The 25,188-nt window shown below is 68.5% G+C and carries 25 protein-coding genes; 11 read left to right on the forward strand and 14 right to left on the reverse strand.

Annotated elements, in window-relative coordinates:
* Positions 1–88: 88 nt before the first annotated feature.
* Complete coding sequence (locus G3W89_RS25670; RefSeq protein ID WP_162576793.1) at positions 89–451, reverse strand: PsiF family protein; 363 nt, start codon at positions 449–451, stop codon at positions 89–91.
* Positions 452–579: 128 nt separating this feature from the next.
* Between G3W89_RS25670 and argS the strand changes: the two genes are divergently transcribed.
* The 7 genes from argS to G3W89_RS25705 all read left to right on the forward strand — a co-directional run bounded on the left by argS (position 580) and on the right by G3W89_RS25705 (position 8,625).
* Entirely contained in the window at positions 580–2,295 is a 1,716-nt protein-coding gene (gene argS / locus G3W89_RS25675; protein WP_162576794.1) for an arginine--tRNA ligase, read from the forward strand.
* Positions 2,296–2,309: 14 nt separating this feature from the next.
* Positions 2,310–3,023: an SPOR domain-containing protein gene (locus G3W89_RS25680; RefSeq protein WP_162576795.1), complete on the forward strand. Its 714-nt coding sequence runs from the start codon at positions 2,310–2,312 to the stop codon at positions 3,021–3,023.
* A gap of 88 nt (positions 3,024–3,111) precedes the next feature.
* Positions 3,112–3,756: a thiol:disulfide interchange protein DsbA/DsbL gene (locus G3W89_RS25685; protein WP_162576796.1), complete on the forward strand. Its 645-nt coding sequence runs from the start codon at positions 3,112–3,114 to the stop codon at positions 3,754–3,756.
* Between the two features lie 252 nt (positions 3,757–4,008).
* A complete protein-coding gene (gene lptA, locus G3W89_RS25690) occupies positions 4,009–4,632 on the forward strand; it encodes a lipopolysaccharide transport periplasmic protein LptA (protein ID WP_162576797.1) in 624 nt (207 codons plus the stop codon).
* A 14-nt stretch (positions 4,633–4,646) separates the two neighbouring features.
* A complete protein-coding gene (gene lptB, locus G3W89_RS25695) occupies positions 4,647–5,429 on the forward strand; it encodes an LPS export ABC transporter ATP-binding protein (protein ID WP_162576798.1) in 783 nt (260 codons plus the stop codon).
* A gap of 11 nt (positions 5,430–5,440) precedes the next feature.
* The gene (locus G3W89_RS25700; protein ID WP_162576799.1) at positions 5,441–7,018 is read left to right on the forward strand and encodes an RNA polymerase factor sigma-54; all 1,578 of its coding nucleotides are present in this window, start codon (positions 5,441–5,443) and stop codon (positions 7,016–7,018) included.
* 2 nt (positions 7,019–7,020) lie between these two features.
* Positions 7,021–8,625 (forward strand): phospholipase D family protein, encoded by a 1,605-nt coding sequence (locus tag G3W89_RS25705; protein WP_174258289.1) that lies wholly within the window; start codon positions 7,021–7,023, stop codon positions 8,623–8,625.
* A 12-nt stretch (positions 8,626–8,637) separates the two neighbouring features.
* On the opposite strand, the gene G3W89_RS25710 is transcribed toward G3W89_RS25705, so the two are convergent.
* Entirely contained in the window at positions 8,638–9,684 is a 1,047-nt protein-coding gene (locus tag G3W89_RS25710) for a LacI family DNA-binding transcriptional regulator (RefSeq protein ID WP_162576800.1), read from the reverse strand.
* On the opposite strand from G3W89_RS25710, the gene G3W89_RS25715 reads away from it, so the two are divergent.
* Both G3W89_RS25715 and G3W89_RS25720 read left to right on the forward strand, forming a co-directional pair.
* Positions 9,655–9,894, forward strand: coding sequence for a hypothetical protein (locus G3W89_RS25715; protein WP_232076754.1), 240 nt, complete (start codon positions 9,655–9,657; stop codon positions 9,892–9,894). The genes G3W89_RS25710 and G3W89_RS25715 overlap by 30 nt on opposite strands.
* Before the next feature lie 51 nt (positions 9,895–9,945).
* A complete protein-coding gene (locus G3W89_RS25720) occupies positions 9,946–11,115 on the forward strand; it encodes a mandelate racemase/muconate lactonizing enzyme family protein (protein WP_162576801.1) in 1,170 nt (389 codons plus the stop codon).
* A 34-nt stretch (positions 11,116–11,149) separates the two neighbouring features.
* Here the strand turns inward: G3W89_RS25720 and araD are convergent, their stop codons facing one another.
* From araD to G3W89_RS25755, 7 genes are all read right to left on the reverse strand, one after another.
* Entirely contained in the window at positions 11,150–12,913 is a 1,764-nt protein-coding gene (araD, locus tag G3W89_RS25725; protein ID WP_162576802.1) for an L-arabinonate dehydratase, read from the reverse strand.
* Positions 12,914–12,935: 22 nt separating this feature from the next.
* A complete protein-coding gene (locus tag G3W89_RS25730) occupies positions 12,936–13,739 on the reverse strand; it encodes an aldolase/citrate lyase family protein (RefSeq protein ID WP_162576803.1) in 804 nt (267 codons plus the stop codon).
* A 22-nt stretch (positions 13,740–13,761) separates the two neighbouring features.
* Positions 13,762–14,748, reverse strand: coding sequence for a Bug family tripartite tricarboxylate transporter substrate binding protein (locus tag G3W89_RS25735; protein WP_162576804.1), 987 nt, complete (start codon positions 14,746–14,748; stop codon positions 13,762–13,764).
* Between the two features lie 62 nt (positions 14,749–14,810).
* Complete coding sequence (locus G3W89_RS25740) at positions 14,811–15,611, reverse strand: shikimate dehydrogenase family protein (protein ID WP_162576805.1); 801 nt, start codon at positions 15,609–15,611, stop codon at positions 14,811–14,813.
* Between the two features lie 7 nt (positions 15,612–15,618).
* Positions 15,619–16,440, reverse strand: coding sequence for a carbohydrate ABC transporter permease (locus G3W89_RS25745; protein ID WP_232076755.1), 822 nt, complete (start codon positions 16,438–16,440; stop codon positions 15,619–15,621).
* 8 nt (positions 16,441–16,448) lie between these two features.
* Positions 16,449–17,414, reverse strand: coding sequence for a carbohydrate ABC transporter permease (locus G3W89_RS25750; protein ID WP_232076756.1), 966 nt, complete (start codon positions 17,412–17,414; stop codon positions 16,449–16,451).
* Between the two features lies 1 nt (position 17,415).
* Positions 17,416–18,783: an ABC transporter substrate-binding protein gene (locus G3W89_RS25755; RefSeq protein WP_162576807.1), complete on the reverse strand. Its 1,368-nt coding sequence runs from the start codon at positions 18,781–18,783 to the stop codon at positions 17,416–17,418.
* Between the two features lie 159 nt (positions 18,784–18,942).
* Between G3W89_RS25755 and G3W89_RS25760 the strand changes: the two genes are divergently transcribed.
* Positions 18,943–19,680, forward strand: coding sequence for a FadR/GntR family transcriptional regulator (locus G3W89_RS25760; RefSeq protein ID WP_162576808.1), 738 nt, complete (start codon positions 18,943–18,945; stop codon positions 19,678–19,680).
* Between the two features lie 29 nt (positions 19,681–19,709).
* Positions 19,710–20,798 carry an ABC transporter ATP-binding protein gene (locus tag G3W89_RS25765; RefSeq protein WP_162576809.1) on the forward strand — a complete coding sequence of 363 codons (1,089 nt, stop codon included), beginning with the start codon at positions 19,710–19,712 and terminating at the stop codon, positions 20,796–20,798.
* 30 nt (positions 20,799–20,828) lie between these two features.
* On the opposite strand, the gene G3W89_RS25770 is transcribed toward G3W89_RS25765, so the two are convergent.
* From G3W89_RS25770 to G3W89_RS25790, 5 genes are all read right to left on the reverse strand, one after another.
* Positions 20,829–21,464 carry a YceI family protein gene (locus G3W89_RS25770; protein WP_162576810.1) on the reverse strand — a complete coding sequence of 212 codons (636 nt, stop codon included), beginning with the start codon at positions 21,462–21,464 and terminating at the stop codon, positions 20,829–20,831.
* Positions 21,465–21,504: 40 nt separating this feature from the next.
* The gene (locus tag G3W89_RS25775) at positions 21,505–22,092 is read right to left on the reverse strand and encodes a YceI family protein (protein ID WP_162576811.1); all 588 of its coding nucleotides are present in this window, start codon (positions 22,090–22,092) and stop codon (positions 21,505–21,507) included.
* The gene (locus tag G3W89_RS25780; RefSeq protein ID WP_162576812.1) at positions 22,089–22,700 is read right to left on the reverse strand and encodes a cytochrome b; all 612 of its coding nucleotides are present in this window, start codon (positions 22,698–22,700) and stop codon (positions 22,089–22,091) included. Before G3W89_RS25780 ends, G3W89_RS25775 begins: the two co-directional genes overlap by 4 nt.
* A 211-nt stretch (positions 22,701–22,911) precedes the next feature.
* Complete coding sequence (locus G3W89_RS25785) at positions 22,912–23,181, reverse strand: hypothetical protein (RefSeq protein ID WP_162576813.1); 270 nt, start codon at positions 23,179–23,181, stop codon at positions 22,912–22,914.
* A gap of 120 nt (positions 23,182–23,301) precedes the next feature.
* Entirely contained in the window at positions 23,302–25,164 is a 1,863-nt protein-coding gene (locus tag G3W89_RS25790; protein WP_162576814.1) for a sensor histidine kinase, read from the reverse strand.
* Positions 25,165–25,188 lie beyond the last annotated feature (24 nt).

Raw genomic sequence — 25,188 nt, forward strand, 5'->3', positions numbered from 1 at the left:
GTGGCCACGCAGCCGGAGGCGCCCGTGGACATGAAAAAGCCTCGCCGGACAGGTGCCCGCGAGGCCAGGATGGTGGAAGTGAAGAAACTCAGGCAGCCGGCTTGGACGAGAGGCATTCCTTCATGAAGGCCTTGCGCTCGTCACCTTTCAGTGTCTTGGCCTTGGCATCGGCGTTGCAGGTCTTCATCTTGTCCTGCTGCGTCACCGGCTTGGCCGAGAGGCAAGTCTTCATGAAGGCCTTTCGCTCGTCGCCCTTCTTGTCGCCGGCCTCCTTGTTGCACGTACCCATCTTGCTTTGCTGGGCGGTGGTGGGGGCATTGGCGGTGGGTGAGGTCGGGGTGGTAGACAGCGCCGGAGCGGTCTTGGCGGCCGGAGCGGCCTTGTCCTGGGCATGCGCGGCTCCGATGGAAAGACAGGCGGCCATAACGATCAGGGGGAGAAGCTTCTTCATGGTGTGATGTCCTCGGGGTGGGTTGTGAAGGCAGCCCCGGCCGGGGCCGCCCATGCTAACGGCCGCCCCTGACCGGCGGATGACCGTCGCCGCCCAGGTGCCGGGTTTGCCCCCGGTAAAATCCCGCGATGCTATTGGTTAAACAGGCGCTGCTCGCGGCACTCGCGAACACGCTCGAATCCCTCTCCCCCGGCGCCGGCGCGAAGGCCGTCTTCGAATCGCCCAAGGTCGCGGCCCATGGCGACCTCGCCTGCACGGCCGCGATGCAGCTCGCCAAGCCGCTCGGCCGCAAGCCGCGCGAACTCGCCGAGGACATCAGCGCCGCGTTGCGCGCCACGCCCGCCTTCCAGCAATGGGTCGATGCCATCGAGATCGCCGGCCCGGGCTTTCTCAACATCCGCCTCAAGACCGCGGCCAAGCAGCAAGTGGTGCACGAGGTGCTCGCCGCGGGCGAGGCCTTCGGCCGCGCGGCCGGCAAACACGAGAGCAAAGGCGACGGCAACAGCAACGGCGATCGCGTGCTGGTCGAATTCGTCTCCGCCAATCCCACCGGCCCGCTGCATGTGGGCCACGGTCGCCAGGCCGCACTGGGCGATGCCATCTGCAACCTGCTCGCCACCCAGGGCGCGCAGGTGTATCGCGAGTTCTATTACAACGATGCCGGCGTGCAGATCCAGACCCTGGCCACCAGCACCCAGTTGCGCGCGAAGGGCTTCAAGCCGGGCGATCCGCAATGGCCCGAGCAGGCCTACAACGGGGAGTACATCGCCGACATCGCCGACGACTTCAAGGCGAGGAAGACGGTGCGCTCGGACGACCGCGAATACACCGCCAGCGGCGATGTGGAAGACATCGATTCGATCCGCCAGTTCGCAGTGGCCTACCTGCGCCACGAGCAGGACCTGGATCTCAAGGCCTTCCAGGTGCACTTCGACAACTACTACCTCGAGTCCAGCCTCTACACCAGCAGCCGGGTCGAAGCCACGGTGAAGAAGCTGGTCGAGGCCGGCAGGACCTACGAGGAGGACGGCGCGCTGTGGCTGAAGTCGACCGACTACGGCGACGACAAGGACCGCGTGATGCGCAAGGGGGACGGCAGCTACACCTACTTCGTGCCTGACGTCGCCTATCACATCGCCAAGTGGGAGCGCGGCTTCCACAAGGTGGTGAACATCCAGGGTACCGATCACCACGGCACCATCGCGCGCGTGCGGGCCGGTCTGCAGGCGGTGAGCGAATTCGACAAGCTGGGCATACCGCCCGGCTACCCCGACTACGTGCTGCACACCATGGTGCGCGTGATGCGGGGCGGCGAGGAGGTCAAGATCAGCAAGCGGGCCGGCAGCTACGTCACGCTACGCGACCTGATCGAGTGGACCAGCACCGACGCGGTGCGCTTCTTCCTGCTGAGCCGCAAGCCGGACACCGAGTACACCTTCGACATCGACCTGGCGCTGGCGCAGAACAACGACAACCCTGTCTATTACGTGCAGTACGCTCATGCGCGCATCTGCTCGGTGCTGGCGAGCTGGGGAGGGGACGCGGCTGCACTCGCGCAGGCGGAGCTTTCGCCGCTCGAGAGTCCGGCCGCGCAGTCGCTGCTGCTGATGCTGGGGAAGTACCCTGACATGCTGGCCGCCGCGGCCCAAGACTTTGCTCCGCACGACGTGACCTTCTACCTGCGCGAGCTGGCCGCGGCCTACCACAGCTACTACGATGCCGAGCGCATCCTGGTCGACGACGAGCCGGTGAAACTGGCCCGCCTGGCGCTGGTCGCCGCTACCGCGCAGGTGCTGCACAATGGCCTCGCGATTCTCGGCGTGAGCGCGCCGCGCAAGATGTGATTGCTACCCTCACCATGACCAAAAGACGACAACGCGGCAACATCGTCATCGGCCTGATCATCGGGTTGGTGCTGGGCCTCGGCGTGGCACTGGGCATCGCGGTCTACGTGACCAAGGTGCCCATCCCCTTCATGACGAAGACCCAGCGCGGCGGCCCCGAGCAGGACGAGGCCGAGGCCCGCAAGAACCGCGACTGGAATCCCAACGCCCCGTTGGCCGGCAAGGCCGGCGCCGTGCGTCCGCCGGAGCCGCCGGCCGCGCCCGCGCCGCCGCCGCCTTCTGCCGCCGCCGCACCGGGTGCGCCGCAGGCCGCCCCGGCGCCGGTGGTGGTGCCGCCCGCCGCTCAGCAGCAACAGCAACGCGCCGCGCGTGCGCCCGTGCCTGCCGAAGCCAATGCACTGCCGCCGTCGAACGACCCCATCGGCGATCTCGCGCGGTCCCGTTCGGGCGCCGGCACGACGACCGCCGCCGCGCCGCCCAGCAGCAGCGATCCCTTCATGTACTTCGTGCAGGCCGGCGCCTTCCGCACCCCCGACGACGCCGAGACGCAGCGCGCCAGGCTCTCGCTGATGGGCGTGGAAGCACGGGTCACCGAGCGCGAGCAGGCCGGCCGCACCGTCTACCGGGTGCGCGCGGGGCCTTTCAACAAGAAGGAAGATGCCGACCGGCTCAAGGAACGGCTCGACGGCGGCGGCCTCGAATCGGCTTTGGTGCGCGTGCAGCGCTGAGCCTTCGTCTTCTTTTCGCACCCGCGCCGTTCCGGGGAACTCCCGGCGCCGCCGCGGGCTCTGTCAGCCGCACAGGAGAACCTTACACATGAAACGTCGTGACTTTTCGCTGGCCGCCACCTCGCTGGGGCTGCTTCCTCTGATCTCCCCCGCGCACGCGCAAGCGCTGGCGCCCAAGCCAGGCACCGACTACGCAGTGCTCGACAAGCGCGTGCCGGTCGATGCGCCGGCCGGCAAGGTCGAGGTGATCGAGTTCTTCTGGTACAACTGCCCGCACTGCAACGCCTTCGAGCCCGCGCTCGAGAGCTGGATCAAGAAGCTGCCGCCGCACGTGGCCTTCAAGCGCGTCCCGGTCGCGTTCCAGGCCAGCTTCCAGCCGCAGCAAAAGCTCTACTACGCGCTCGAGGCCATGGGCAAGGTGGACGAATACCAGCTGAAGGTGTTCAACGCCATCCACCAGCAGCGCCAGAACCTTTCGGGCGAGCAACAGATCATCGACTGGGCCGCCGCCAACGGCCTCGACAAGGCGAAGTTCACCGAGCAGTACAAGTCCTTCAGCGTCGCCAGCAAGATCCAGCGCGCAAAGCAACTGCAGGACGCCTACCAGGTGGCTGGCGTGCCCTCGCTCGGCATCGCGGGGCGCTGGTATGTGGACGGCGACCTTGCGCGGAGCATGGAGCGCGCCTTGCAGGTCACCGACTACCTGGTCGGCGAAGCGCGCAAGAGCGCCTGAAGCCACTTCTCTCTTCCGTAGCAGGCCCGCCTCGGCGGGCCTTTTCCATCGCCGGCAGGTCCAAGGATGAAAGGCCCCGTCGGGGGCAGCAACCACACGAAGCGAGAGAGCGTCGGTGGCCATTTTTCAGCCGGGTGCTCGAAGTCCGGTCCATGAGGACGCATACAATCGCAGCAAGTTTCGTGCCTTTATGATTTCGTTCCCAATTCCCCCCGCCCTATCAACTTCTGTCGTGCTTTCGTATTCGCCCTGATGCTGGCCGGGCTCGCGCCGCTCGCGCTGGCCGAGAAGGCGGACCGCACGAAACCGATGAACATCGAGGCCGACGCCATGCGCTATGACGACCTCAAGCAGACCAGCGTGTTCACCGGCAACGTCGTGGTGACCAAGGGCACGATCATCATCCGCGGCACCCGCATCGACGTGCGGCAGGACCCCGAGGGCTACCAGTACGGCGTGGTCACCGCGGCGCCCGGCAAGCTGGCCTATTACAAGCAGAAGCGCGACGCCGGCACCGACGAGTGGATCGAAGGCGAGTCGGAGGTGATCGAATACGACAGCCGCGCCGACAACGTCAAATTCATCCGCCGCGCCGTGATGCGCCGGCTCTACGGCGCCACCGTCAACGACGAGAGCAGTGGGCCGCTGATCGTCTACGACCAGAGCAACGACACCTTCACCGTCAACGGCTCCTCGCTGCCACCCAATGCGGGCGTCGCCACGCAGGGCGGGCGGGTGCGTGCCATTCTCACGCCCAAGCCCGCTGCGTCGGCGCCGGGTCCCGGCGCCCGGCCGGCCACAGCCCCTGCCGCGGCACCGGCGAGCGGCAGCGGACTGCGCTCGACCACCACGCTCGGCGGGGAAGAACGCAAGTGAGGGCGGACCCCGATATGGCCGCACATGGCACCGGCAACGCAACGGGCAGCCGCCTCGAGGCGCGCGGCCTGCAGAAGACCTACGGCAGTCGCAAGGTGGTCAAGGACGTCTCGCTCGGCGTCGACAAGGGCGAGGTGGTCGGGCTCCTGGGGCCCAATGGCGCCGGCAAGACCACCTCCTTCTACATGATCGTCGGCCTGGTGCGGGCCGACGCGGGTGAGATCAGCATCGACGGCGTGCCGATCGCGCACATGCCGATCCATCGCCGCTCCCGCATGGGCCTGAGCTACCTGCCGCAGGAGGCCTCGATCTTCCGCAAGCTGACGGTCGAGGAGAACGTGCGCGCGGTGCTCGAGCTGCAGCGCGAGCCGAACGGCGACGGCCGGCCGCTGCCGCTGTCGAAGCAGCGCATCGACGAGCGCCTGAGCGAACTGCTACATGACCTGCGCGTGGACCACCTGCGTGATTCTCCGGCGCTCGCGCTGTCGGGCGGCGAGCGCCGCCGTGTCGAGATTGCGCGCGCTCTGGCCACCCAGCCGCGTTTCATCCTGCTGGACGAGCCCTTTGCCGGCATCGACCCGATCGCGGTGATCGAGATCCAGCGGATCATCAACTTCCTGAAGGAGCGCGGCATCGGCGTGCTCATCACCGACCACAACGTGCGCGAGACGCTGGGCATCTGCGACCACGCCTTCATCATCAGCGACGGGCACGTGCTGGCACAAGGTACGCCCTCGGAGATCGTCGATAACGCCGAAGTGCGACGCGTCTACCTCGGCGAGCACTTCCGGATGTAGGCCTGTCATCCATGAAGCAAGGGCTCTCGCTGCGCGTCTCGCAGCACCTCGCGCTGACACCGCAACTGCAGCAGTCGATCCGGCTTCTGCAGTTGTCCACGCTCGAGCTGAGCCAGGAAGTCGAGCAGATGCTCGACGAGAACCCTTTCCTCGAGCGCACCGCCGACGAGGCGCCGCGCGAGGAGTTCGGGCTCGAATCGGCCGACGCGCCGGTGCGCGAAGATGACCGCCAGGGCGAAGCCGAGGCCGAGTTCGTCGCCGGGCCGGCTGCGGCGCCGGTGGACAGCGCACCAGCCTCTACTGCGGACACCGAGACGGCCAGCCCGGAGGGCGAGCCCGACTGGGAAGGCGACGGCACGGTCGACCTGGCGCCCGACGACAGCGAATGGGGCGGCGACGCGCCCGCGCGCAACAGCGGCACCGGCGATAGCGAGCGCCCCGACGCGACCGAGCTCGCCAGCAGCCAGGAGACGCTGCAATCCTTTCTTCATCGCCAGGCGCTGGCCCTGCGACTCGAGGAGAACGACCGCGCCGCGCTGCGCTTCCTGATCGAGTCGCTCAACGACGACGGCTACCTCGAAGACTCGCTGCCGGCCCTGGCCTCGGGCCTGGCCGGCGACGACAACGAGCAGTTCGACGAGCTGGTTCACCATTTCCAGGTCGCGCTCGGCCTGCTGCAGAGCCTGGAGCCGGTCGGCGTCGGTGCGCGCAGCCTGGCAGAGTGCCTCACCATCCAGCTGCGCGCGCAACAGGGCGAAGACGACGCCGAGGAAGAGAAGCAGGTGCGCAGGACCGCGATCGCGAGTTGCAAGCAGCCGATGGAGCTGCTCGCCAAGCGCGACTTCAAGCGCCTGGCCACGCTCACCCGCAGCAACGAGGAGGAGGTGCGCGCCGCCCTGCAGCTGATCGCGCGGCTGGAGCCGAAGCCCGGGCGCCGCTTCGCCAACGTCGAGCGCAACATCGTCATCCCCGACGTGATCGTCACGCGCATCGGGCAGGGCACCAACGCCAGGTTCCGCGTCACGCTCAACCCCGAGGTGATGCCGCGGCTGCGCGTGCACGACATCTACGCCGGCGCGCTGAAGGCGCACAAGGGCGAGGGCAGCCAGGCGCTCTCGCAACGGCTGCAGGAGGCGCGCTGGTTCATCAAGAACATCCAGCAGCGCTTCGACACCATCCTGCGCGTGTCGAACGCGATCGTGGAGCGGCAGAAGAACTACTTCGTCCACGGCGAGCTCGCCATGCGCCCGCTGGTGCTGCGCGAGATTGCCGACGAATTGGGGTTGCACGAGTCCACCATCAGCCGGGTGACCACCGCCAAGTACATGTCCACGCCCTACGGCACGGTCGAGCTCAAGTACTTCTTCGGCTCGGCGCTGGGCACCGAGACCGGCGGCAACGCCTCCAGCACCGCGGTGCGCGCGCTGATCAAGCAGTTCGTGAGCGCCGAGGACTTGAAAAAGCCGCTGTCGGACAGCCAGGTTTCCGAGATGCTCAAGGAGCAGGGCATCGAATGCGCGCGCCGCACGGTGGCCAAGTACCGCGAGGCGCTGCGCATCGCGCCTGCCAACCTGCGCAAGGCCTTGTAGGAATGCGCGCGCGCTCAAGCCGCTGGCCGCACTGGATGCGCCTGGGCTTGGCAGGGGTGGCGGTGTTCTTGCTGGCCAGCGGCTGCGCCATGCTGCCGCCCGAGTTCGAGCGCACGCCGTCCAAGGCAGTGCCGCTGTCCGCAGACACCGCGCTCGGCCGCATCGCGAAAGGCTCCCAGCCCGACCCTGACCTGAGCGGCTTCCGCCTGATGCCGGGCGGCGATTTCGCGCTCGACACCCGGCTCGAGCTGGCACGCCGGGCCCAGCGCACGCTGGACGTGCAGTACTACCAGATCCACAACGACGAGACCGGCCGCTACCTGCTGCGCACCCTGCGCGACGCCGCCTTGCGCGGCGTGCGCGTGCGCCTGCTGATGGACGACCTCTACACCTCGGGCGAGGACGAGCTGCTGCTCGCCCTCGCCGCCACGCCCAACCTCGAGCTGCGCCTGTTCAATCCCTTCCCCGCCGGGCGCGGCAGCATGCTAGGACGCTTTTCGGCCTCGCTGCTCGACTTCAGCCGCGTCAACCGGCGCATGCACAACAAGCTCTTCATCGCCGATGGCGCGATGGCGGTGGCCGGCGGGCGCAACATCGGCAACGAGTACTTCACACAGACGGCCGGCGCCAATTTCATCGACCTCGACACCTTCGTCGCCGGCGCGCTGATTCCGCGGCTGGCCAGCCTGTTCGACCAGTACTGGAACAGCGAGTACGTGCGCCCCATCGAGGCCGTGGTGGCATCCCCCGTGCCGCGCGAGGAACGCCGGCGCCGCTTCGAAGCGCTGAGCGGCGCCCAGACCACGCCGCCCCCGCGCCCGCCCGCACCCAACGACGTGCTGGGCTACAGCCCGATCGTGGAGGACATCAAGGCCGGCAAGCTGGACCTGATCTGGACCCGCGCCGAGGCCTACGCCGATTCGCCCGAGCGCGTGATAGGCAAGCAGGTGACCTACGGCGGCATCCCGCTGCTGGATGTCGACAGCGTGCGCTACAACGTGATCGAGCAGATCCGCCGCGGGCGTTCCGACGTGACCATCGTCTCGCCCTACCTGATCCCCGGCAAGGGCGGGCTGGACGCCATGCGCGAGGTGCGCGAGCGCGGCATGAAGATCAGCGTGGTCACCAACTCGCTGGCCGCGACCGACGAGCCGGTGGTGCACACCGGCTACCGGCGTTACCGCGAAGACATGCTCAAGCTCGGCGCCGAGATCTACGAACTGAGTTCGCAGCGCACCCGGCGCAGCGTGCGCCTGGGCCTCTTCGGCACGCAGATCGGGCGCCTGCATGCCAAGTCGGCCGTGATCGACGGAAGCACACTCTTCGTCGGCTCGATGAACTTCGATCCGCGCTCCGACGTGGTCAATACCGAGATCGGGCTGATCATCTTCAGCCGCGAGATGGCGCAGCAGGTGCTCAAGCTCATCGAGGTGCTCAAGCAGCAGGGTGCCTACAAGGTGCGCTTCGCACCTGGCACCGAGCGCATCGAATGGGTCAGCGAGGAGGCCGGCGTCGAGCAGGTGCTGACCAGCGAGCCCGACTCCACCCTGTGGGACCGCGTGGTGCTGGAGATCCTGGCGCCGCTGGCGCCCGAGAGCCTGCTCTAGGCAGGAAGAAAGCTACCGCCTCGAGGCACCCGCATCGGTCGGGCCATTGCGTGCGAGGGCCTCACGTGCGCCTGGGCCGGGCGTGCGTCCAGGCCTTCCGGTCGACTCGCGCACCACCAGCGACACGTCGACCTCGTGGTGAAGGGGCGCAGGCCGGCCCGACAGCGATCGGACCAGAAACTCGCCCGCGCGAGTCCAGACCTCGTCGGTGGGCACGTGCATGGTGGTGAGGCTCGGCCGCAGGTGGCGGCTCCACTCGAGGTCGTCGAAGCCCATGACAGACAAGTCGTCGGGCACGCGCAGACCGCGGCGCTCGACCTCGAGCATCACGCCATAGGCGATGACATCGTTGCCACAGACCACGGCCGTGGGCCAGTCCGGCAGGGACAGCAGCGTACGCGCCGCCTGCCGCGCGTCATCGAGGTGGTAGGGCACCTCGAGATGCCATTCGGGCCGCAGTTGAAGCCCGTCATCGGCAAGCGCGCGCCGCACGCCGGCAGCCCGTGCGGTCGCCCGGTCGTTGTTGCTGGAAATCGCCGCGACCATCCCGATCTTGCGATGGCCGAGTTCCATCAGGTAGCGGCAGGCGCGCCATGCCGCTGCCTCGTTGTTGTTCCCGACGCAGGCATAGGGCTTGTCGGGGTGGTACACGCCGACGTTGACGAATGGGATGCGCTGCGACGCGAGCAGCCGTCGTAACGAATCGGTGTGCATGTCGCCTCGCAGGATCAGGCCGTCGATGCCGCGGCTCACCATGTTCTGTGCCTGCCGCGCCTCCACCTCCGGGTCGTACCCGCTGGTCGACAGCAGCAGCAGGTAGCCCTGCAATGACAGGTAGCTCTGCAGCGCCTCCACGCCGCGCGCGAACATGGCGTTGTCGACGGTTGGAATGATTGCGCCGATGGTCCGCGTGCGGCGCGACGACAGCGCGCGCGCCGCGGCATCGGGGATGTAGCCAAGCTCGGCGATCGCGGTATCGATGCGGTGATGCTCTCCGCCGGCGTGACGCCGCCGCAGTTCGTGCGCGTGATGGAGTACGCCTACGCGGCGGGGGCCCATGGCTTCCTCGCCGGCCGCGCGGTCTGGTGGCAGGCGCTGCAGAGCTTTCCCGACCTGGAGCGCTGCGCCGCCCAGCTGCGGCAGGAAGGCGGCGCGACCCTGGCCGAACTCGCTGCGCTCACGAAGCGCGCCGGCCATGCCTGGCATGCCGACTACAGCGCCTTCGACGCCATGTCGAAGGAAGGCGAGCTCTGCACGGCCTATGCCTGAGTGCGGACGATCGGTTAAGTTCGAAGCGCATTCCCTCGCATCCCACACCGCATGACCGATCCCTCTTCTTCATCCTCCTCTTCGTTGCGCATCGAAGGCTTCGATGTCTTCGTCTTCCGCGCGCCGGCCGATCCGCCGGTGCAGACCTCCTTCGGCATCATGCGCGACCGGCCCGCGGTGCTGGTGCGCCTGACCGACGCCGAGGGCCGGGCGGGCTGGGGCGAGATCTGGTGCAACTTCCCGACCGTGGGCGCCGAGCACCGCGCCCGGCTCGCGCTGGCCTATGGCAAGCCGGTGCTCATGCAACAGCCCTGGGCGCATCCGCGCGAGGCGTTCGCCGAACTGACGCGCCGCCTGGCCGTGCTCGCGTTGCAGACCGGCGAGCATGGGCCGCTGCACCAGGTGGTCGCGGGCATAGATGCCGCACTGTGGGACCTGCATGCGCGCCGCGCCGGTCAGCCGCTGTGGAAGGCGCTCGGCGGCGCAACGGCGCAGCCGGTGCAGGTCTATGCCTCGGGCCTGAACCCGACCGAACCCGAAAAGCTCGCGCTGCAGAAGCGTGACGAGGGTTACCGCGCCTTCAAGCTCAAGGTCGGATTCGGCGCCGAGCGCGACCTCGCGAACCTGCGCGCGATGCGCGAAGCACTGGGCCGCGAAGCCGCGATGATGGTCGACGCCAACCAGGCCTGGGACTTCGAGGAATCGGTGCGCGCAGGCCATCGCATGGCCGAGTTCAACCTGCTGTGGCTGGAGGAGCCGCTGCGCGCCGACCAGCCTGCCGAACGCTGGCAAGCGCTGGCCAAGGCGCAGCCGCTGCGGCTCGCAGGCGGCGAGAACCTGGCCGGCCTGGCGCAGTACCGCGACTTCATTGCCACCGAGGGCATGTCGGTGATGCAGCCCGACCTCGGCAAGTGGGGTGGCTTCACCGGCTGCCTGACGGTGGCGCAGGAGACGATTGCGGCCGGCAAGTGGTACTGCCCGCACTGGCTCGGGGGAGGCATCGGCCTCGTGGCCTCGATGCACCTGAAGACCGCGGTGGGCGGGCCGGGCTACGTGGAGGTCGACTCCAATCCCAACCCGCTGCGCGAGCTGCTGGCCGTCCCGGCATTCGCGATTCACGAGGGCTTCGTGCAGCTGGGCGATGCGCCCGGGCTGGGCGTAGCGCCGGACCTCGACAGCTGCCGCGACTTCCTGGTCGCGGTCCCGGCCTCGGGCCTCTGAGAAGGCCCTCGCGCGCGATACGAACCTGCCGGCCTCAGTAGATCGGCGGCTCGGGCGTGGGCGCGTTGCCGGCCAGGCTCGCGAAATCGCAGCCCAGGTGGGCCTGCGTCACCTCGCGCTGGAAGATCTTCGTGTAGCCGCGTACGTAGTCCTGGGCCGGCGGGGTCCAGGCCTTGCGGCGCTCGGCCAGTTCTTCCTCGCCCACCAGCATGTCGAGACGCCGTTCGCCGATGTCGAAGCGGATCGTGTCGCCCGTGCGCACGAGCGCCAGCGGCCCGCCCACCGCCGACTCGGGCGAGACATGCAGGATGCAGGTGCCGTAGTGCGTGCCGCTCATGCGGGCATCGGAGATGCGCAGCATGTCGCGCACGCCGCGCTGCAGCAGCTTCTTCGGGATCGGCAGGTTGCCCCACTCCGGCATGCCGGGTCCGCCGACCGGACCGCCGTTGCGCAGCACCAGCACGGTCGATTCGTCGCAGTCGAGCCCGGGGTCGGCCATCGCGGCCAGCATCTCGGCGTTGGAGTCGAAGACCAGCGCGCGGCCGGTATGGCGCAGCAGCGCCGGGCTCGCAGCCGAGGGCTTGATCACGGCGCCGTCCGGGCACAGGTTGCCGCGCAGCACCGCAAGCGCGATGCCCGCCTCGGGGCAGTCGGCGTCGCCCTTGCGCAGCGGCGTCTCCGGGTCGAGGATGGTCTGGTGGTCATCCGTTGCACGCCCGGCGATGTCCTCGCCAAGCGTGCGGCCGGTGACCGTCCTCGCGCTCAGGTCGAGGTGCGGCGCAATCTTGTTCAGCACCGCGGGTAGCCCGCCCGCGTAGTGGAAGTCCTCCATCAGCTTCTCACCCGAGGGATAGAGGTTGGCGATCACCGGCACCTCGCGCGCGATCGCATCGAGCTCGTCCAGCGAGAGCGCGATGCCCGCACGGCCGGCCATTGCCGGAAGATGCACCGCGGCGTTGGTCGAGCCACCGAGTGCCATGTAGGCGGCCACGGCATTCGTGAACGAAGCCTTGGTCACGATGCGCGAGGGCCGCAGGTCCTCCCACACCATGGCCACCGCGCGCTCGCCGCAGCGCCAGGCCATGCGGCTGTGTTCGGCATCCACGGCCGGAATGCTCATCGCCCCGGGCAGGGTCAGGCCCAGGGCTTCCGCGATCGCGGTCATGGTGCTGGCGGTGCCCATGGTGTTGCAGGTGCCGGGCGTGCGCGTCATGCGCGCCTCGAGGTCGATCCACTCGGTCTTGCCGATGTTGCCGATGCTGTACTCGGCGAAGAACTTCTTGGTGTGCGTGCCCGCGCCGACGGCCTGACCCTTGTAGCGGTCGTTGAGCATCGGGCCGGCGGGCAGGAAGATGGCCGGGATGTCCATCGACAGCGCGCCCATGATGAGGCCCGGCGTGGTCTTGTCGCAGCCGCCCATCAGCACCGCACCATCCAGCGGCAGGCTGCGCAGCAGTTCTTCGGTCTCGATGGCCAGCAGGTTGCGGTAGATCATGGTGGTGGGCTTCACCATCACCTCGCCCAGGCTCAGCGCCGGCAGCTCGAGCGGGTAGCCGCCGGCCTGCAGCACGCCGCGCTTGACCGCCTCGGCACGCTCGCGCAGGTGCGCATGGCAGGGCGAGAGCTCGCTCCAGGTGTTGATGATGCCGATCACCGGCCGGCCCATGAACTCCTCGCGTGCGAGCCCCTGCTGCTGCATGCGCTGGCGGTGGGCGAAGCCGCGGATGTCGTCGCTCGCGAACCATCGCTGGCTGCGCAGCTGGTCGAGCGTCTTGCGTGAGGTGCCTTCGTTGGCCATGGGTTTCCCTGTGTTTTGTCGTTCAGTAGGTGGCGGTGCCGCCGCCGGCGATCGGCTTGTTCTTGAAGCGCGCGGCGACCTCGTCCGCGGCCTTGCGCATCAGCACCTGGTCGTGCGTGACCGCCACGAACAGCGCGCCGAGATCGAGGCATTCGCGCGCGCGCGCCTCGTCGATCATCAGGATGCCGGGCGCCTTGCCGCAGGCGAGGATGCGCGCGAAAGCCCGATCGATGGCGGCGCGCACGGTCGGATGGTTGACCTGCCCCGCCACGCCCATGCTGGCCGACAGGTCGCCGGGCCCGATGAAGACGCCGTCGATGCCGTCGACGTTGGCGATCTCCTCCAGCCGCTCCAGTGCCTCGGCCGTCTCCACCTGCACCAGCACGCACAGCTCGCGCTCGGCCTGCGCCACGTAGTCGGTGTCGCGGCCGAAGCGGGACGCGCGCATGGTGCCGCCCATGCCCCGGATGCCGCGAGGCGGGTAGCGCACGGCGGCCACGGCGGCCTCGGCTTCCCCGCGGTTCTGCACGAACGGCAGTAGCAGCGTCTGCGCACCGATGTCCAGGTACTGCTTGATCATCACCGTGTCGTTCCAGGGGGGACGCACGACGGCCGAGACCGGTTTTTCCCGCTCGGCCTGCACCGCCTGCAGCTGCTGCAGCATCAGCACGGGATTGCTCGGCGCATGCTCGGTGTCGAGCAGCAGCCAGTCGAAGCCCGCGCCGGCGAGCAGCTCGGAAATGTAGGGCGTGGCCAGCGTGGACCAGCAGCCGATCTGCGGTTGCCGCGCGGCCAGCGCGTGCTTGAAGAGGTTGCGTGAAGGCATGGCGTCTTCTCCTGGATGGCGATCAGTCGATCTGCACGTTGCCGGCCTTGATGACGCTCGCCATGGCGCTGCTGTCGGCGCGCAGGCGCGCCTCGAACTCGCCCGGCGTGGAGGAGAGGATCTCGAAGCCCTGGGCTTCCAGGGGCTTGCGGAAGGCCGGGTCCTTCAGGATCTCGCGCATCTCCTTGCTGAGCCGTTCGACCACCGGTGCCGGCGTGCCGCTGCGCACCAGCATGCCGCTCCACGCCAGCGAGACCACGCCCGGCGCGCCGGCCTCCGACATGGTGGGCACATTGGGCAGCAGCGGCGAGCGCTGCTTGCCGGCGACCGCGAGCACGCGCACCTTGCCGGCCTTCTCCATCGGGATCACGGCCGAGAGGTTGTGGAACATCATGGGGATCTGCCCGGCCATCACGTCGGTGAGCGCCGCGGGTCCGCCCTTGTAGGGCACGTGCACGATGGAAGTCTTGGTTGCCGCCTGGAACTGCAGGCCGGTCAGGTGCATCGTATTGCCGTTGCCTGCCGAGCCGAAGCTCAGCGCATCCGGCTTGGCCTTGGCCGCGGCGACGACGTCGCCCACCGACTTGTAGGGCGTGCCTGCACCCACCACCAGCACGTTGGGGGTCTGGTTGGTGAGCGTGACGGGCTGGAAATCCTTCAGCGCATCGAAGCCGGTGGACTTGTAGAGGTGCGGGTTCACGGCCAGCGTGCTGATCGAGCCGAAGAAGATGGTGTAGCCGTCCGCCGGCTGCGTGCGCGCGACGTAGGCGGCAGCGATGTTGCCGTTGGCGCCGGCGCGGTTTTCGATCACCACCGGCTGGCCCAGGCGCTGCGACAGGGCCTGGCCGAAGGGCCGCGCGAACTGGTCGGCCGCGCCGCCTGCCGGCTGCGGCACGACCAGCACGACGGGCTTGCTGGGATAGTCGCCCTGGGCCACGGCCGGGCCGGCGAGCGTGGCGGCGGCTGCGGCGATCGAGGTGGCCAGCGTGGCGACGAGAAGACGGGACATGAGAGAAGTGCTCCTGGTGAGGTCGAGGTTGAAAAAAAGAAAGGGGACGGTGCGCGCAATGCTCAGGTGCCGCCGCGCCAGAAGGCGATCTGCACAGCGATCTGGTGCTCGATCATGGGACGGCCGCCGACCACGGGCAGGCCGCGGGCCGCGCACGCCGCCATCAGTTCGGTGTCGCGCGCCGCGACGATGTCGAAGAGGGCCGCATCCGCGCGCAGCAGCGCCGGATCGAAGGGCATGGGGTCGCCCGCGTGCAGGCCCAGGGGCGTGGCGTTGATCGCAAGGCCCGCGCGGCCCAGGCCCTCGGCACGCGTGTGCGCCTCGACCTCCGGGCAGAAGCTGCACAGCGACTGAACGAGCCGTTCGGCACGCGCCATTTCGGCATCGACAATGCCGATCTCGCGCACGCCAGCCGCGATCAGCGCGAAGGCGATGGCGGTGCCTGCCCCGCCCGCACCGATCAGCGCGACGGGCCGTTCGAGTTTCAGCACGCCGTGCGCGCGGGCCGCATCCACGAAGCCGATGCCGTCGAAGCTCTCGCCGGTCCACCGGCCATCTGGGTCCAGCCGCATGGTGTTGACCACGCCCGTGCGCCGGGCCTCGGGGCCAACGCGGGCGCACAGTGCATGCGCCGCAGCCTTGTGCGGGAGGGTGATGTTGAGGCCCTGCAGGTTGCCCACATGGGCCAGCTGCGCGATCGTGCCGGCCAAGTGCCGCGGCGGCACGCCCATCGGCACCAGGCACCAGTCCAGCCCCGCGGCAGCAAAGGCCGGGTTGTAGAAGCGCGGCGCGCGCACATGGTCGACCGGGTGCGCGAGGATGGGCACGAGGCGCGTCGCGCCGCTGAGAGGGGCAGGCGGCATAGCTGCTTCAGCCCTTCACCGCGCCGGCGGTGAGGCCGCTCACGAGGTATCGCCGCACCATCAACGAGAACAGCAGCACGGGGGCCATCACCAGCGATCCGCCGGCAGCGATCTTGCCCCACTCCCAGCCCTCGTAGTTCATGAAGTTCACGACCGCCACAGGAGCGGTGCGTGCGTCGGTGCGGGTCAGGATCAGCGCAAAGAAGAAGTCGTTCCATGCGTAGAGGAAGCACAGGATGGCGGTCGCCGCGACGCCGGCCATGGCCATCGGCAGCACGATCTCGATGAAGACGGTCGGGAAACCCGCGCCGTCCATGAGCGCTGCTTCTTCCAGCGAGGCCGGCACCGCGTCGAAGAAGGGCTGCATCATCCAGATGACCAGAGGCAGGTTGAAGGTCATGTAGATCAGGATGAGCCCGGTCCGGGTGTCCTGCAGCCCGAGCCAGCGGTAGGCCAGGAAGAAGGGGATGGTGAAGGCGATGGGCGGTGCCATGCGGGTCAGGAGGATGCCCAGGCCCAGCCCGAAGCGGCCACGCCCGGACCATCGCGACAGCGCATAGGCCGCGGGCACGCCGAAGACCAGCGCGAGCACGGTCGATACGCTGCTGGTGATCAGGCTGTTGACGAAGGCTTCGGGAAAGCCCGCCTCCCACAGGCCGGCGTAATGCTCGAGCGTCGGCACGAAGAAGATGCGCGGCGGGAACTCCAGGATCAGCGGCGTCGGCTTGAAGGACATCTGCAGCAGCCACAGGAAGGGCAGCAGCATCAGGACGAGCGCCAGCGGCACCGCCCAGCGGGCGAGCGGCCAGCGGCGGCGCCATGTCTTCATGTCGCGGCTCATTCGTGGCCTCCCGCATTGCGGCTCAGGCGCATCGCCGCCCAGCTGATCGCGACGGTCGCCGCGAGCAGCACGACCGTGATCGCGCTCGAATAGCCCAGCTCGCCGAAGTTGAAGGCGACCAGGTAGGCGTAGTAGTTGGTGACCTCCGTCACCGAGCCGGGCCCGCCGCCGGTGAGCAGGAAGATCAGCGGGAAGGCCTTGATGCTGTCGATCAGGCGGAACAATGTGCACACCAGCAGCACGGGCGCAATGTAGGGCAGCACGATGTGGCCGAAGATGCGCAAGGCGTCGGCGCCGTCCATGCGGGCTGCCTCCACGTACTCGGCCGGCAGGTTCTGCAGCGCGGCGAGCACCATCAGGAAGGTGAAAGGCGCCCACTCCCAGGTGTCGGCGATGACGATCGAGGCGAGGGCGAAGTCCACGTGCGTCGTCAGTGCCGGCAGCGTGACGCCCAGCATGCGCGCGGCCTGGTAGACCGGGCTGATGTCCGGCGTGTAGACCAGCTTCCAGATCACGGCCACGACGATCGGCGGCAGCACCATCGGGATGACGAAGAGGTGGCGCAGCGACTTCCAGCGCTCCTGCCCCGAGTGCACCAGCAGCGCGAGCCCGGTCCCGAGAAGCACCTGCAGGACCACGCTGTACAGCGAGAGCCGCGCCTGGACCGCGAGCGAGTTGAGGAAGCGCTCGTCGCCGCCGAGCAGCCGGTAGTTGCGCAGCGGCTCGGAGAAGTCGCCGAGCGAACCGGGGTTGACGAGCGCGCCCGGCGTCAGGCTGGTGACGAGCAGGAAGAGCGTCGGCAGCCCCGCCACGATCAGCAGGAAGACAAGGCTGGGCGCGAGCGCCATGCGCGTGAAGCGGCGGCGCTGCAGGTCGTAGGATTTGCCGGATGCCGCACGCGGGTCGTCGGCCCATGGGCGAGGGCCTTCGGGCAGCGTGGGCGAAGGCGCCACCGACTTCACGCTAGACCTTGGCGCCCGCGCGGCGCAGGCTCGCGACCGCAGCCTCCTGCGCCTGCTTCATCGAGTCCGCGGCCGGCATCTGGCCGGACACCACGCGCTCGACCGCCTTGTTGACCGCGTCGCCCACCAGCGGGAACTCCTTGACCGTGCGGTAGGCCATGTAGTTGCGCGTTCTGGCCGGCTGCTCGAGCACCTCGAGGTAGAGCTTGCCGATGTCCTGGCCGTTGATGGTATTGGTGCGCTTGTACTCGGCGCTCTCGATGACCGAGCGGCGGCACACCGACGGATGGCCCGTCTCCTTGACGATGCGCGCGGTCAGCTCGGGGCTGAGCGCCCACTTGATGAACTCCCAGGCCGCGTCCTTGTTCTTCGCATTCTTCGGAATGCCGAAGCCCTGGCTGTTGGAGGCAGGGAAGTCGCCCTTCGGCCCGGCGGGCATGCGCACCACGCGCGCCGTCTCCTTTACCTTGCTGTCCGGCGAGGTGAGCATGGCCGTGACCCAGGCGCTCGAGTGGATGAAGATGTTGGAGCGCCCGCCGATCAGCGCCGCGCGGGCCTGGTCCTCGGTGTAGCCGAGCACGCCCTGGGGGCTGTATTTGGTTAGCAGGGTCGTGTAGAACTGCGTCGCCTCGATCGACGCGGCCGAGTCCAGGGCAGGCTTGATGTCGCTGGGCGGGTTGACGAACAGGTCGCCGCCGAAGCCCTGCACGTAGGGCGGCAGGAACCAGTGGTGCAGGTTCGAGCTGACGAAACCGGTCACCCCGTCCTGACCGTGCACGGCCTCGCAGACCTTCATCAGCTCATCGAAGGTGCGCGGCGCCTCGACGCCGCGCTTCTTCATCAGGTCCGTGCGGCTCATGCCCATCAGCATCGCGCCGCCTTCCCAGGCATAGCCGTAGGTCCTGCCGGACTTGTCGAGATAGGGCAGCTGCGCGCCCTTGACGAAGTCCTCGGGGTTCCAGCTCGCCGGTGTGCGCTTGCGGTCGCTCGTGAAGTCGTCGAGGTTTGTCAACAGCCCCGCAGCAACCCAACGCGCCGCGAGGATGAAGGTGACGTTGCAGAAGTCCCAGGCGCTGCCGCCCGAGGACAGCTCGAGGTCGGCCTGCTGGTTGTAGACCGGAAAAGCCGAGAGCTGCAGGTCCACCGTCATTCCGGTCTGCTGCTCGAATTCGGGGATGTACTTGCGCAGGATGTTGAAGAAACCATGCTGGTACGCCGCGCCCCGCAACTTCACGCCATTGAACGGCTTCGACTGCGCGATGGCCGGGAAGGCCAGCGGTGCGGCCGCGCCGGCAACAGCCAGGGCGGCGGCGCTGTGGATCAGTCGGCGGCGTTGCACGTCGACGTCGGAAATTCGGGGGTTGCGCATGTCTTGTCTCCAGGGCTGGTCTTGGATGGCGGATGCGGCAGCATTGAAGCCGGCCGCCCGTTCGAAGTGAATATGACAGACAAATAGATGCAAGGACTTTATGGAAAACCCGAACTCTGTCGCGATTCTCCCTACGATAACCTTGCCGGACCGTTTTATATGTCTGACGATAAATCAATTCTGACCTCCGAAAACCCCACGAGCCGGCGTGCCCCGCTTGCCGTGACGGAGGAGATCGCGCGCCGCGTGATCGACGGCGAGTGGCACGACGGCTCGCCGCTGCCGACCGAGGTCGAACTGGCCGAGCAAATGGGCGTGGCGCGCACTTCGGTGCGTGAAGCGCTGACACGGCTCAAGGCCAAGGGCTTGATCGCCTCGCGCCAACGCGCCGGCACCCGCGTGCTGCCGCGCATGCAATGGAACATGCTCGACGAGGACGTGCTGCGCTGGACCTGGTCGGGCAAGGACCGCGTGCAGATGGCGCATCACCTGATGCAGATGCGGCGCATCGTCGAGCCGGCCGCCTGCGAGCTGGCGGCTGCGTCCGCACCCGATGCAGCCATCGCGGCGATCGAGCGCGCCTACCGGCAGATGGATGCCGCCGGCATGGACCCGGTGGCTTACGCCGCACCTGACCTCGAGTTCCACCACGCCATCCTCGCGGCCACCGGCAACCCGTTCCTGGTGGGCTTCGGCGCCACCATCCAGGCCGCGCTGCGCACCTCGTTCGAGCTGTCCACCCGCCAGCCGGGCGCGCCGCGCCGCAGCCTGCCGCTGCACCGCGCCGTGCTCGACCAGATCTGGATGCGCAAGCCGGCCGAGGCGCGCCGCGCCATGGAAGAGCTGCTCGGCCTCACCGAATCCAACATCCAGCGCGGCACCGCCGGCATGGCCTGAGCCCGCGCAATCAACCAGGAGCCCGCCGCATGGCAGAGATCCAACTCAAGTCGATCAGCAAGCGCTTCGGCGATGTCGAGGTCATTCCGGACCTCGACCTCACGATGCCCGACGGCAAGGTGACGGTGCTGCTCGGCCCGTCAGGCTGCGGCAAGTCGACGTTGCTGCGCATGATCGCGGGCCTGGAGACGCCCACGAGCGGCGAGGTGCGCATCGGCGGGACGCTGATGAACGAAGTGCCGCCAGCCGAGCGCGGCTGCGCGCTGGTGTTCCAGAACTACGCGCTCTATCCGCACAAGACGGTGCGGCAGAACCTCGCCTTTCCACTTCGCATGGCCAAGGTGGCGCCGGCCGAGCAACAGCGCGCCGTTGCGTCGATCGCCGGCACGCTCGAGCTGACGCCGCTGCTCGACCGCTACCCGCGCCAGCTCTCTGGCGGCCAGCGCCAGCGCGTGGCCATGGGCCGCGCGATGATCCGGCACCCCGAGGTGTTCCTGTACGACGAGCCGCTCTCCAATCTCGACCTCGAATTGCGCGTGCGGCTGCGACTGGAGATCGCGCGCATGCAGCGCTCGCTGCAGTCGACGGCCGTCTACGTGACGCACGACCAGACGGAGGCCATGACGCTGGCCGACCAGATCGTGGTGCTGCGCAAGGGCCGGATCGAGCAGGTGGGTTCCCCGCTGGCGCTCTACCAGTCGCCGGCCAACCAGTTCGTCGCGGGCTTCATCGGCACGCCGCGCATGAACTTTTTCCGAATCGACGGCTGCGAAGCCGAGGCAGACGGCAGCCGCCTGAGGATCGGCGACGCGACACTGCATGTGCCTCAAAGGCTGGACCGCGCGGGCGCCACGCTGGGCTTCCGCGCGGAGCACGCGCGCGTCGGCGCAGCCGCTGCACAGGAGGTGCAGCTCGAGCTGCGCGATTGCGAGACGCTTGCGGTCGAGCAGTTGGGCGACAGGGCCTTCTGCTACCTGCGCTCGGCGCTCGGCGAACTGGTGCTGGCAACCGCCGGTGCAGATGCCCAGCCGTCCGGCACCCTGCGCCTGGCCATTCAGGCAAGCGCGCTCCACTTCTTCGACGCGCAGGAGCAGGCCGTTCGCACGAAGGCCGTCTAGGCAACGCCGCTTCTGAGGCAGCAGGCCCGATCAGCCTGGCCCGCCGGTGATGTTGACGGCTTCCACCTGCACCAGCAGCCGCACCTTGTCTTCGAACCCGAAGGGAATGCCCCAGGTGATGCCCCAGTTGCTGCGTTCCACCGTCGTCTCGAAGTCGCCGCCGCAGACCTGGCGCTTGATGAGCGGGCTCAGGTAGCAGCCGAAGCGGTTGGCCTTGAGCTTGACCGGCCGGGTCTGGCCCATCATGGTGAGTGCGCCGTCGACCTCGCTCACCTTGTCACCGCTGAAATCGATCTTGTCGGCCACGAAGCGGGCCACCGGGAACTCGGCGACGTTGAAGAAATCCTTGCTCAGCACATGGCGGTTGAGCAGATCGACGCCGGTGTTGATGGAGCCGATGTCCATCGTGATGTCGATCTTGCCGCTCTTGCCCGTGCCGTCGATCTTGATGGTGCCGTCCTTGGTGCTGAAGCGGCCGCGGTTGGTGGTGGTGCCGTAGTGGCCCATTTCGTACATCACGAAGGTGTGCGTGGGGTCGACCACGTAGCTCGCGCCCTTGACCGGCCCGCCTGCCGGCTGCGCGGCCATTTCCGGCGCAGTCTGCGCGGCGGCCAGTGCAACGCCGGCCAGCAGCGCGGCGCCGGCAACGGACTTGATGATCTTCATGGCGGGCTTCGGAAGGGCGGTGAATGCGTGCATGGCAATGTCAGAGTGGACGCAGGCCTGTCAGGACCAGCTTGAAGCGCACCTGCACTTCGTCGCCGATCATCGTGGTGTCGGCCCATTCGCCCTCGCCGACCTTGAAGGCGAGGCGCTGGATCGTAAAGCTTCCGGCGGCTGTCGAGCGATCCGCAGACTGGGTGATCGTCACCGGCACCACGATCTCCTGGGCATGGCCCTTGATCGTCAAGCGGCCGGCGATATCGAAGCGGCCGCCGCCCAGGCTCTTGATCGCGCTGGACCGGAAGCTGGCCTTGGGGAAGCGCGCGGTGTCGAACCAGGGCGCCTTGGGCAGCTCGGCATCGCTCTGCGGCACGCCGAGCGCGGCACTCGCCATGTCGATCTGCAGCGCCACGGTGCCGCCCTCCGGCTGCTTCGGATCGAAGGCGACCTGGGCATCGAACTTGCGGAACTGGCCCTCGACCGGCACGCCCATCTGCTTGCTGATGAAGCCGATCTGGCTGCTGGCCTGCACGAGCTGAGCCACGGGCTCGTTGCCGGCCATGGCCGTGGCTGAAGCGAGGGTCAGCGCGGCCATGCACAGGGCGCGCCGCGCGGCGCGAAGAACAGTCATCGTGCGTGCCCCTGGTGCGAGAACGGCCACATGCGATCCATCAAGCCGTCGTGGTCGACAAAGTGGTGCTTGAGCGCCGCCGCCGCGTGCAGCAACACCACCGTGCCCAGCGTGAGGGCGCTGCCCTGGTGGAGCGGCTTGAGCACCGCCTCGGCAAAGTCCTTGTCCACCGGCACGAAATCCGGCAGCGGTACCAGGCCGAGCCAGACAACGGGAAAACCGAGCGCCGAGCTGTACGCCCAGCCGGCGATCGGCACCGCGAAGAGCAGCAGGTAAAGCAGCAGGTGCGTGCCGCGGTGCGCCACCAGTTGCCAGCCCGGCATGGCCTCCGCGATGCAGGCCGGGAGCGGCGGCGGCGGATGCGACAGCCGCCAGAGCAGCCGCAGCGCCATCAGTCCCAGGATCGTGATGCCGGCCCACTTGTGCCAGTTGAAGAGCTTGACCCGCAGCGGCGAGAAGGGCAGCCCGCTCATGGAGAGGCCGACGCTGAAGGAGGTGACGATCATCAGCGCGAGCAGCCAGTGCAGCGTCATCGCGACCCAGCCGTAGCGGCGGGCGGGGACGCGGTGGGTGGCTGCAGCCTGTGGATTCAGCGGCTCGGCGGGCATGGGCGGAGCATAAGGCCCCGGCAGCAGGCCTGGGCAGCAGGCCCGGCTCGCCCGGCCGCTGCGCCAGGCTAGCCGATGCTCCAGCGCGCGATCAGCAGCAGCCCAGCTCCCAGCACCAGCAGGAGCACGAAGGGCACGACCAGCCAGGACGCGTCGTGCAGGTCGGCGTTTTCCAGTGTCTTCATGACGGTCTTCCTTCGGTGGCACTCGCTCAGAAGGTGGCAACCGCTTCGTCCGGCACGGGTTCGGCGTTGCGCAGCACCTCGCTCGCAGCCGGGACGGCGAAGTCCCGGACCTCCGTGGCCGCGGGCCACGCAACCTCAGATGCGTCGGCAGGACTCGCCATCACCTCCCAATAGCCGAGCAGGACCATCGCCGCGAGCAGCGCAATGGCCAGCGTCGCGGAAAACAGCAGTTGGGGCACGCGGCTGCGCAGGCGGGCCGGCCGATTGACGAAGACGGTGTGTGGATGCGGCTGCATGGCGGTTCCTTCCTTGCTCCATCGAGATGCGCAACATGCGCATGGAGGGACTCTAGAAAAGAAGCGCGCCGTCGAAAATTCCGCATTCGCGACGAGCATCCCGCGTTCGCGGGAGTCGGCTCAGGCTGCAGCTGCCATGGAAGCTGCGACGGGGAGGCGCAGCAGGACGCAGCAGCCGCCCGACTCCGCCGGGCGCAGCGTCAGCGTGCCGCCCAGCCGCTCGGCGCGTGAGCGCATGTTGTGCAAGCCACGGCCGCCTTGCCTTCCATGCTCGACCTCCAGGCCGCAGCCGTCGTCCTCGATTTCCAGCTCGAGCATCTCGCCCGCGCGCCGCAGCCGCACCTGCACCCGTGTCGCGCGCGCGTGCTTGAGCACGTTGGTCAGCGCCTCCTGGGCAACGCGCAGCAGTTGCAGCGCGGCGTGCGGCGCGACCGTCGTGCTGCCGTCGGGCAGGTCGATGTCCCAGCCGGAGCGCACGCCGGCCGCGATCAGCTGCGGCTCCCACCGGAACCTGAAGTCGCCCAGGGCCGCGGCCAGGTCGTGCTCGCCGGAGGCCAGCGCGTCCAGTGCCAGCCGCATGTCGGCGATACAGGCGCGCAGCGCGCCCGCGATCTGGCCCTCGTCCATGTCGCCGCGTTCGACCCGCGACAGCGAGGTGAAGAGCTGAGAGCCCAGGCCGTCATGCAGGTCCCGCATGATCAGCTGGCGCTCCTCGGCTGCGGCATGCTCGCGCTCCAGCGCGGCCAGGCGCTTGTAGTTGTCGGCGAGGGCGCGCTCGCGGTCGGCGACCCGCGTCTCCAGCGTTCGGTTGAGATCTTCCAGCGAATTCAAGGTGCGCAGGAAGCGCGCCGTCAGCAGCGCCCCCATGGCCAGCAGCAGCGTGTTGGAGCCGTAGTGCAGCAGATGAATGCGGTGGCCGGTCCATTCCGGAAAGAAGCGCCCGAGCAGGCCTGGGTCCCAGGTCAGCAGGTAGTCGTGGATGCCGACCAGCACCGCGAAGGCCATCACGGCCGAGAGAGCGGCGGCCGTGAGCGTGCCGCGGCGCCGCGCATAGACCAAGGCGACCGCGATGATCAACAGGCCCACGCCGACCATGCCGCCCTGCCACCAGCGCGCGATGGCCTGCTCGGCCGCGAAGCCGCCGAGCGCAAACCACAGCGGACCCACCAGCCCGTAGGCGACCAGCGCCCGGTCCAGCCACGCTCTGCGCATACCCGCGTAATGCAGCGTGAACACCGCCATCACGATCACGAACCCACCCGTGGCGCATTGATAGAGGACGCGCCACCACTCCCACTCAGCAATCGGCAAGGTGTCGATCAGGAAGGTCATGGTTCGCACGGCCCACAGCACCGCCGCCAACCCGAACATGCCGTAGAGCGACTCGTCCGGGCGGCGCCACCAGATGAAGGCGACGAAGCCGGCCACCAGCAGCGAGACCAGCACCGTCAGCTCGGGCACGGTACGCACCCAGAAGAGGCGCCGGTTGTGCAGCGGCTGGATCTCTTCCTGCGGCCCGATGCTGACCTGCGGGAAGCGCAGCGGATAGTCCCTGGACGGCGTGGCGCGGATCGCCAGCTCGTTGTAGCCCGGGCGCAGCAGCGAGGCGGGCAGCAGCGCCGTCTGCGGCCGGTAGGTGCGCGCATGGACCGTCGCGCTGCGCTCCGCCACGCTGCCGATCAGGCTGCCGTTGAGCCAGATCTCGCCGCCGTCGTAGAAGTAGGGCACGTAGACGGCCCATTGCACCTGGCGCGCAGGGTCGTCGGGGTAGTCGAATCCGAGGCGGTACCAGGCGGGCGCGCGCGCCAGCGCGGGGCGCGAATAACCGGCGTCGTCGGGCAAGGTCACCGGCTGCCAGCCGGCGCCGGGCGGCGGCGGCGTGCGCTCCACCGCCGGCGCCGAAAGCACGACAGCATGGCGCGGCGACAGTAGCGCCGGCGCGGCTTTGTCGGCGCAGCAGGCCAGGACCAGGAGGAGCAGCAACAGCCCTGCCGCCCGCGCGCCAGG

This window comes from Variovorax sp. PBL-H6 (genome assembly GCF_901827155.1).
Lineage (GTDB): Bacteria > Pseudomonadota > Gammaproteobacteria > Burkholderiales > Burkholderiaceae_C > Variovorax.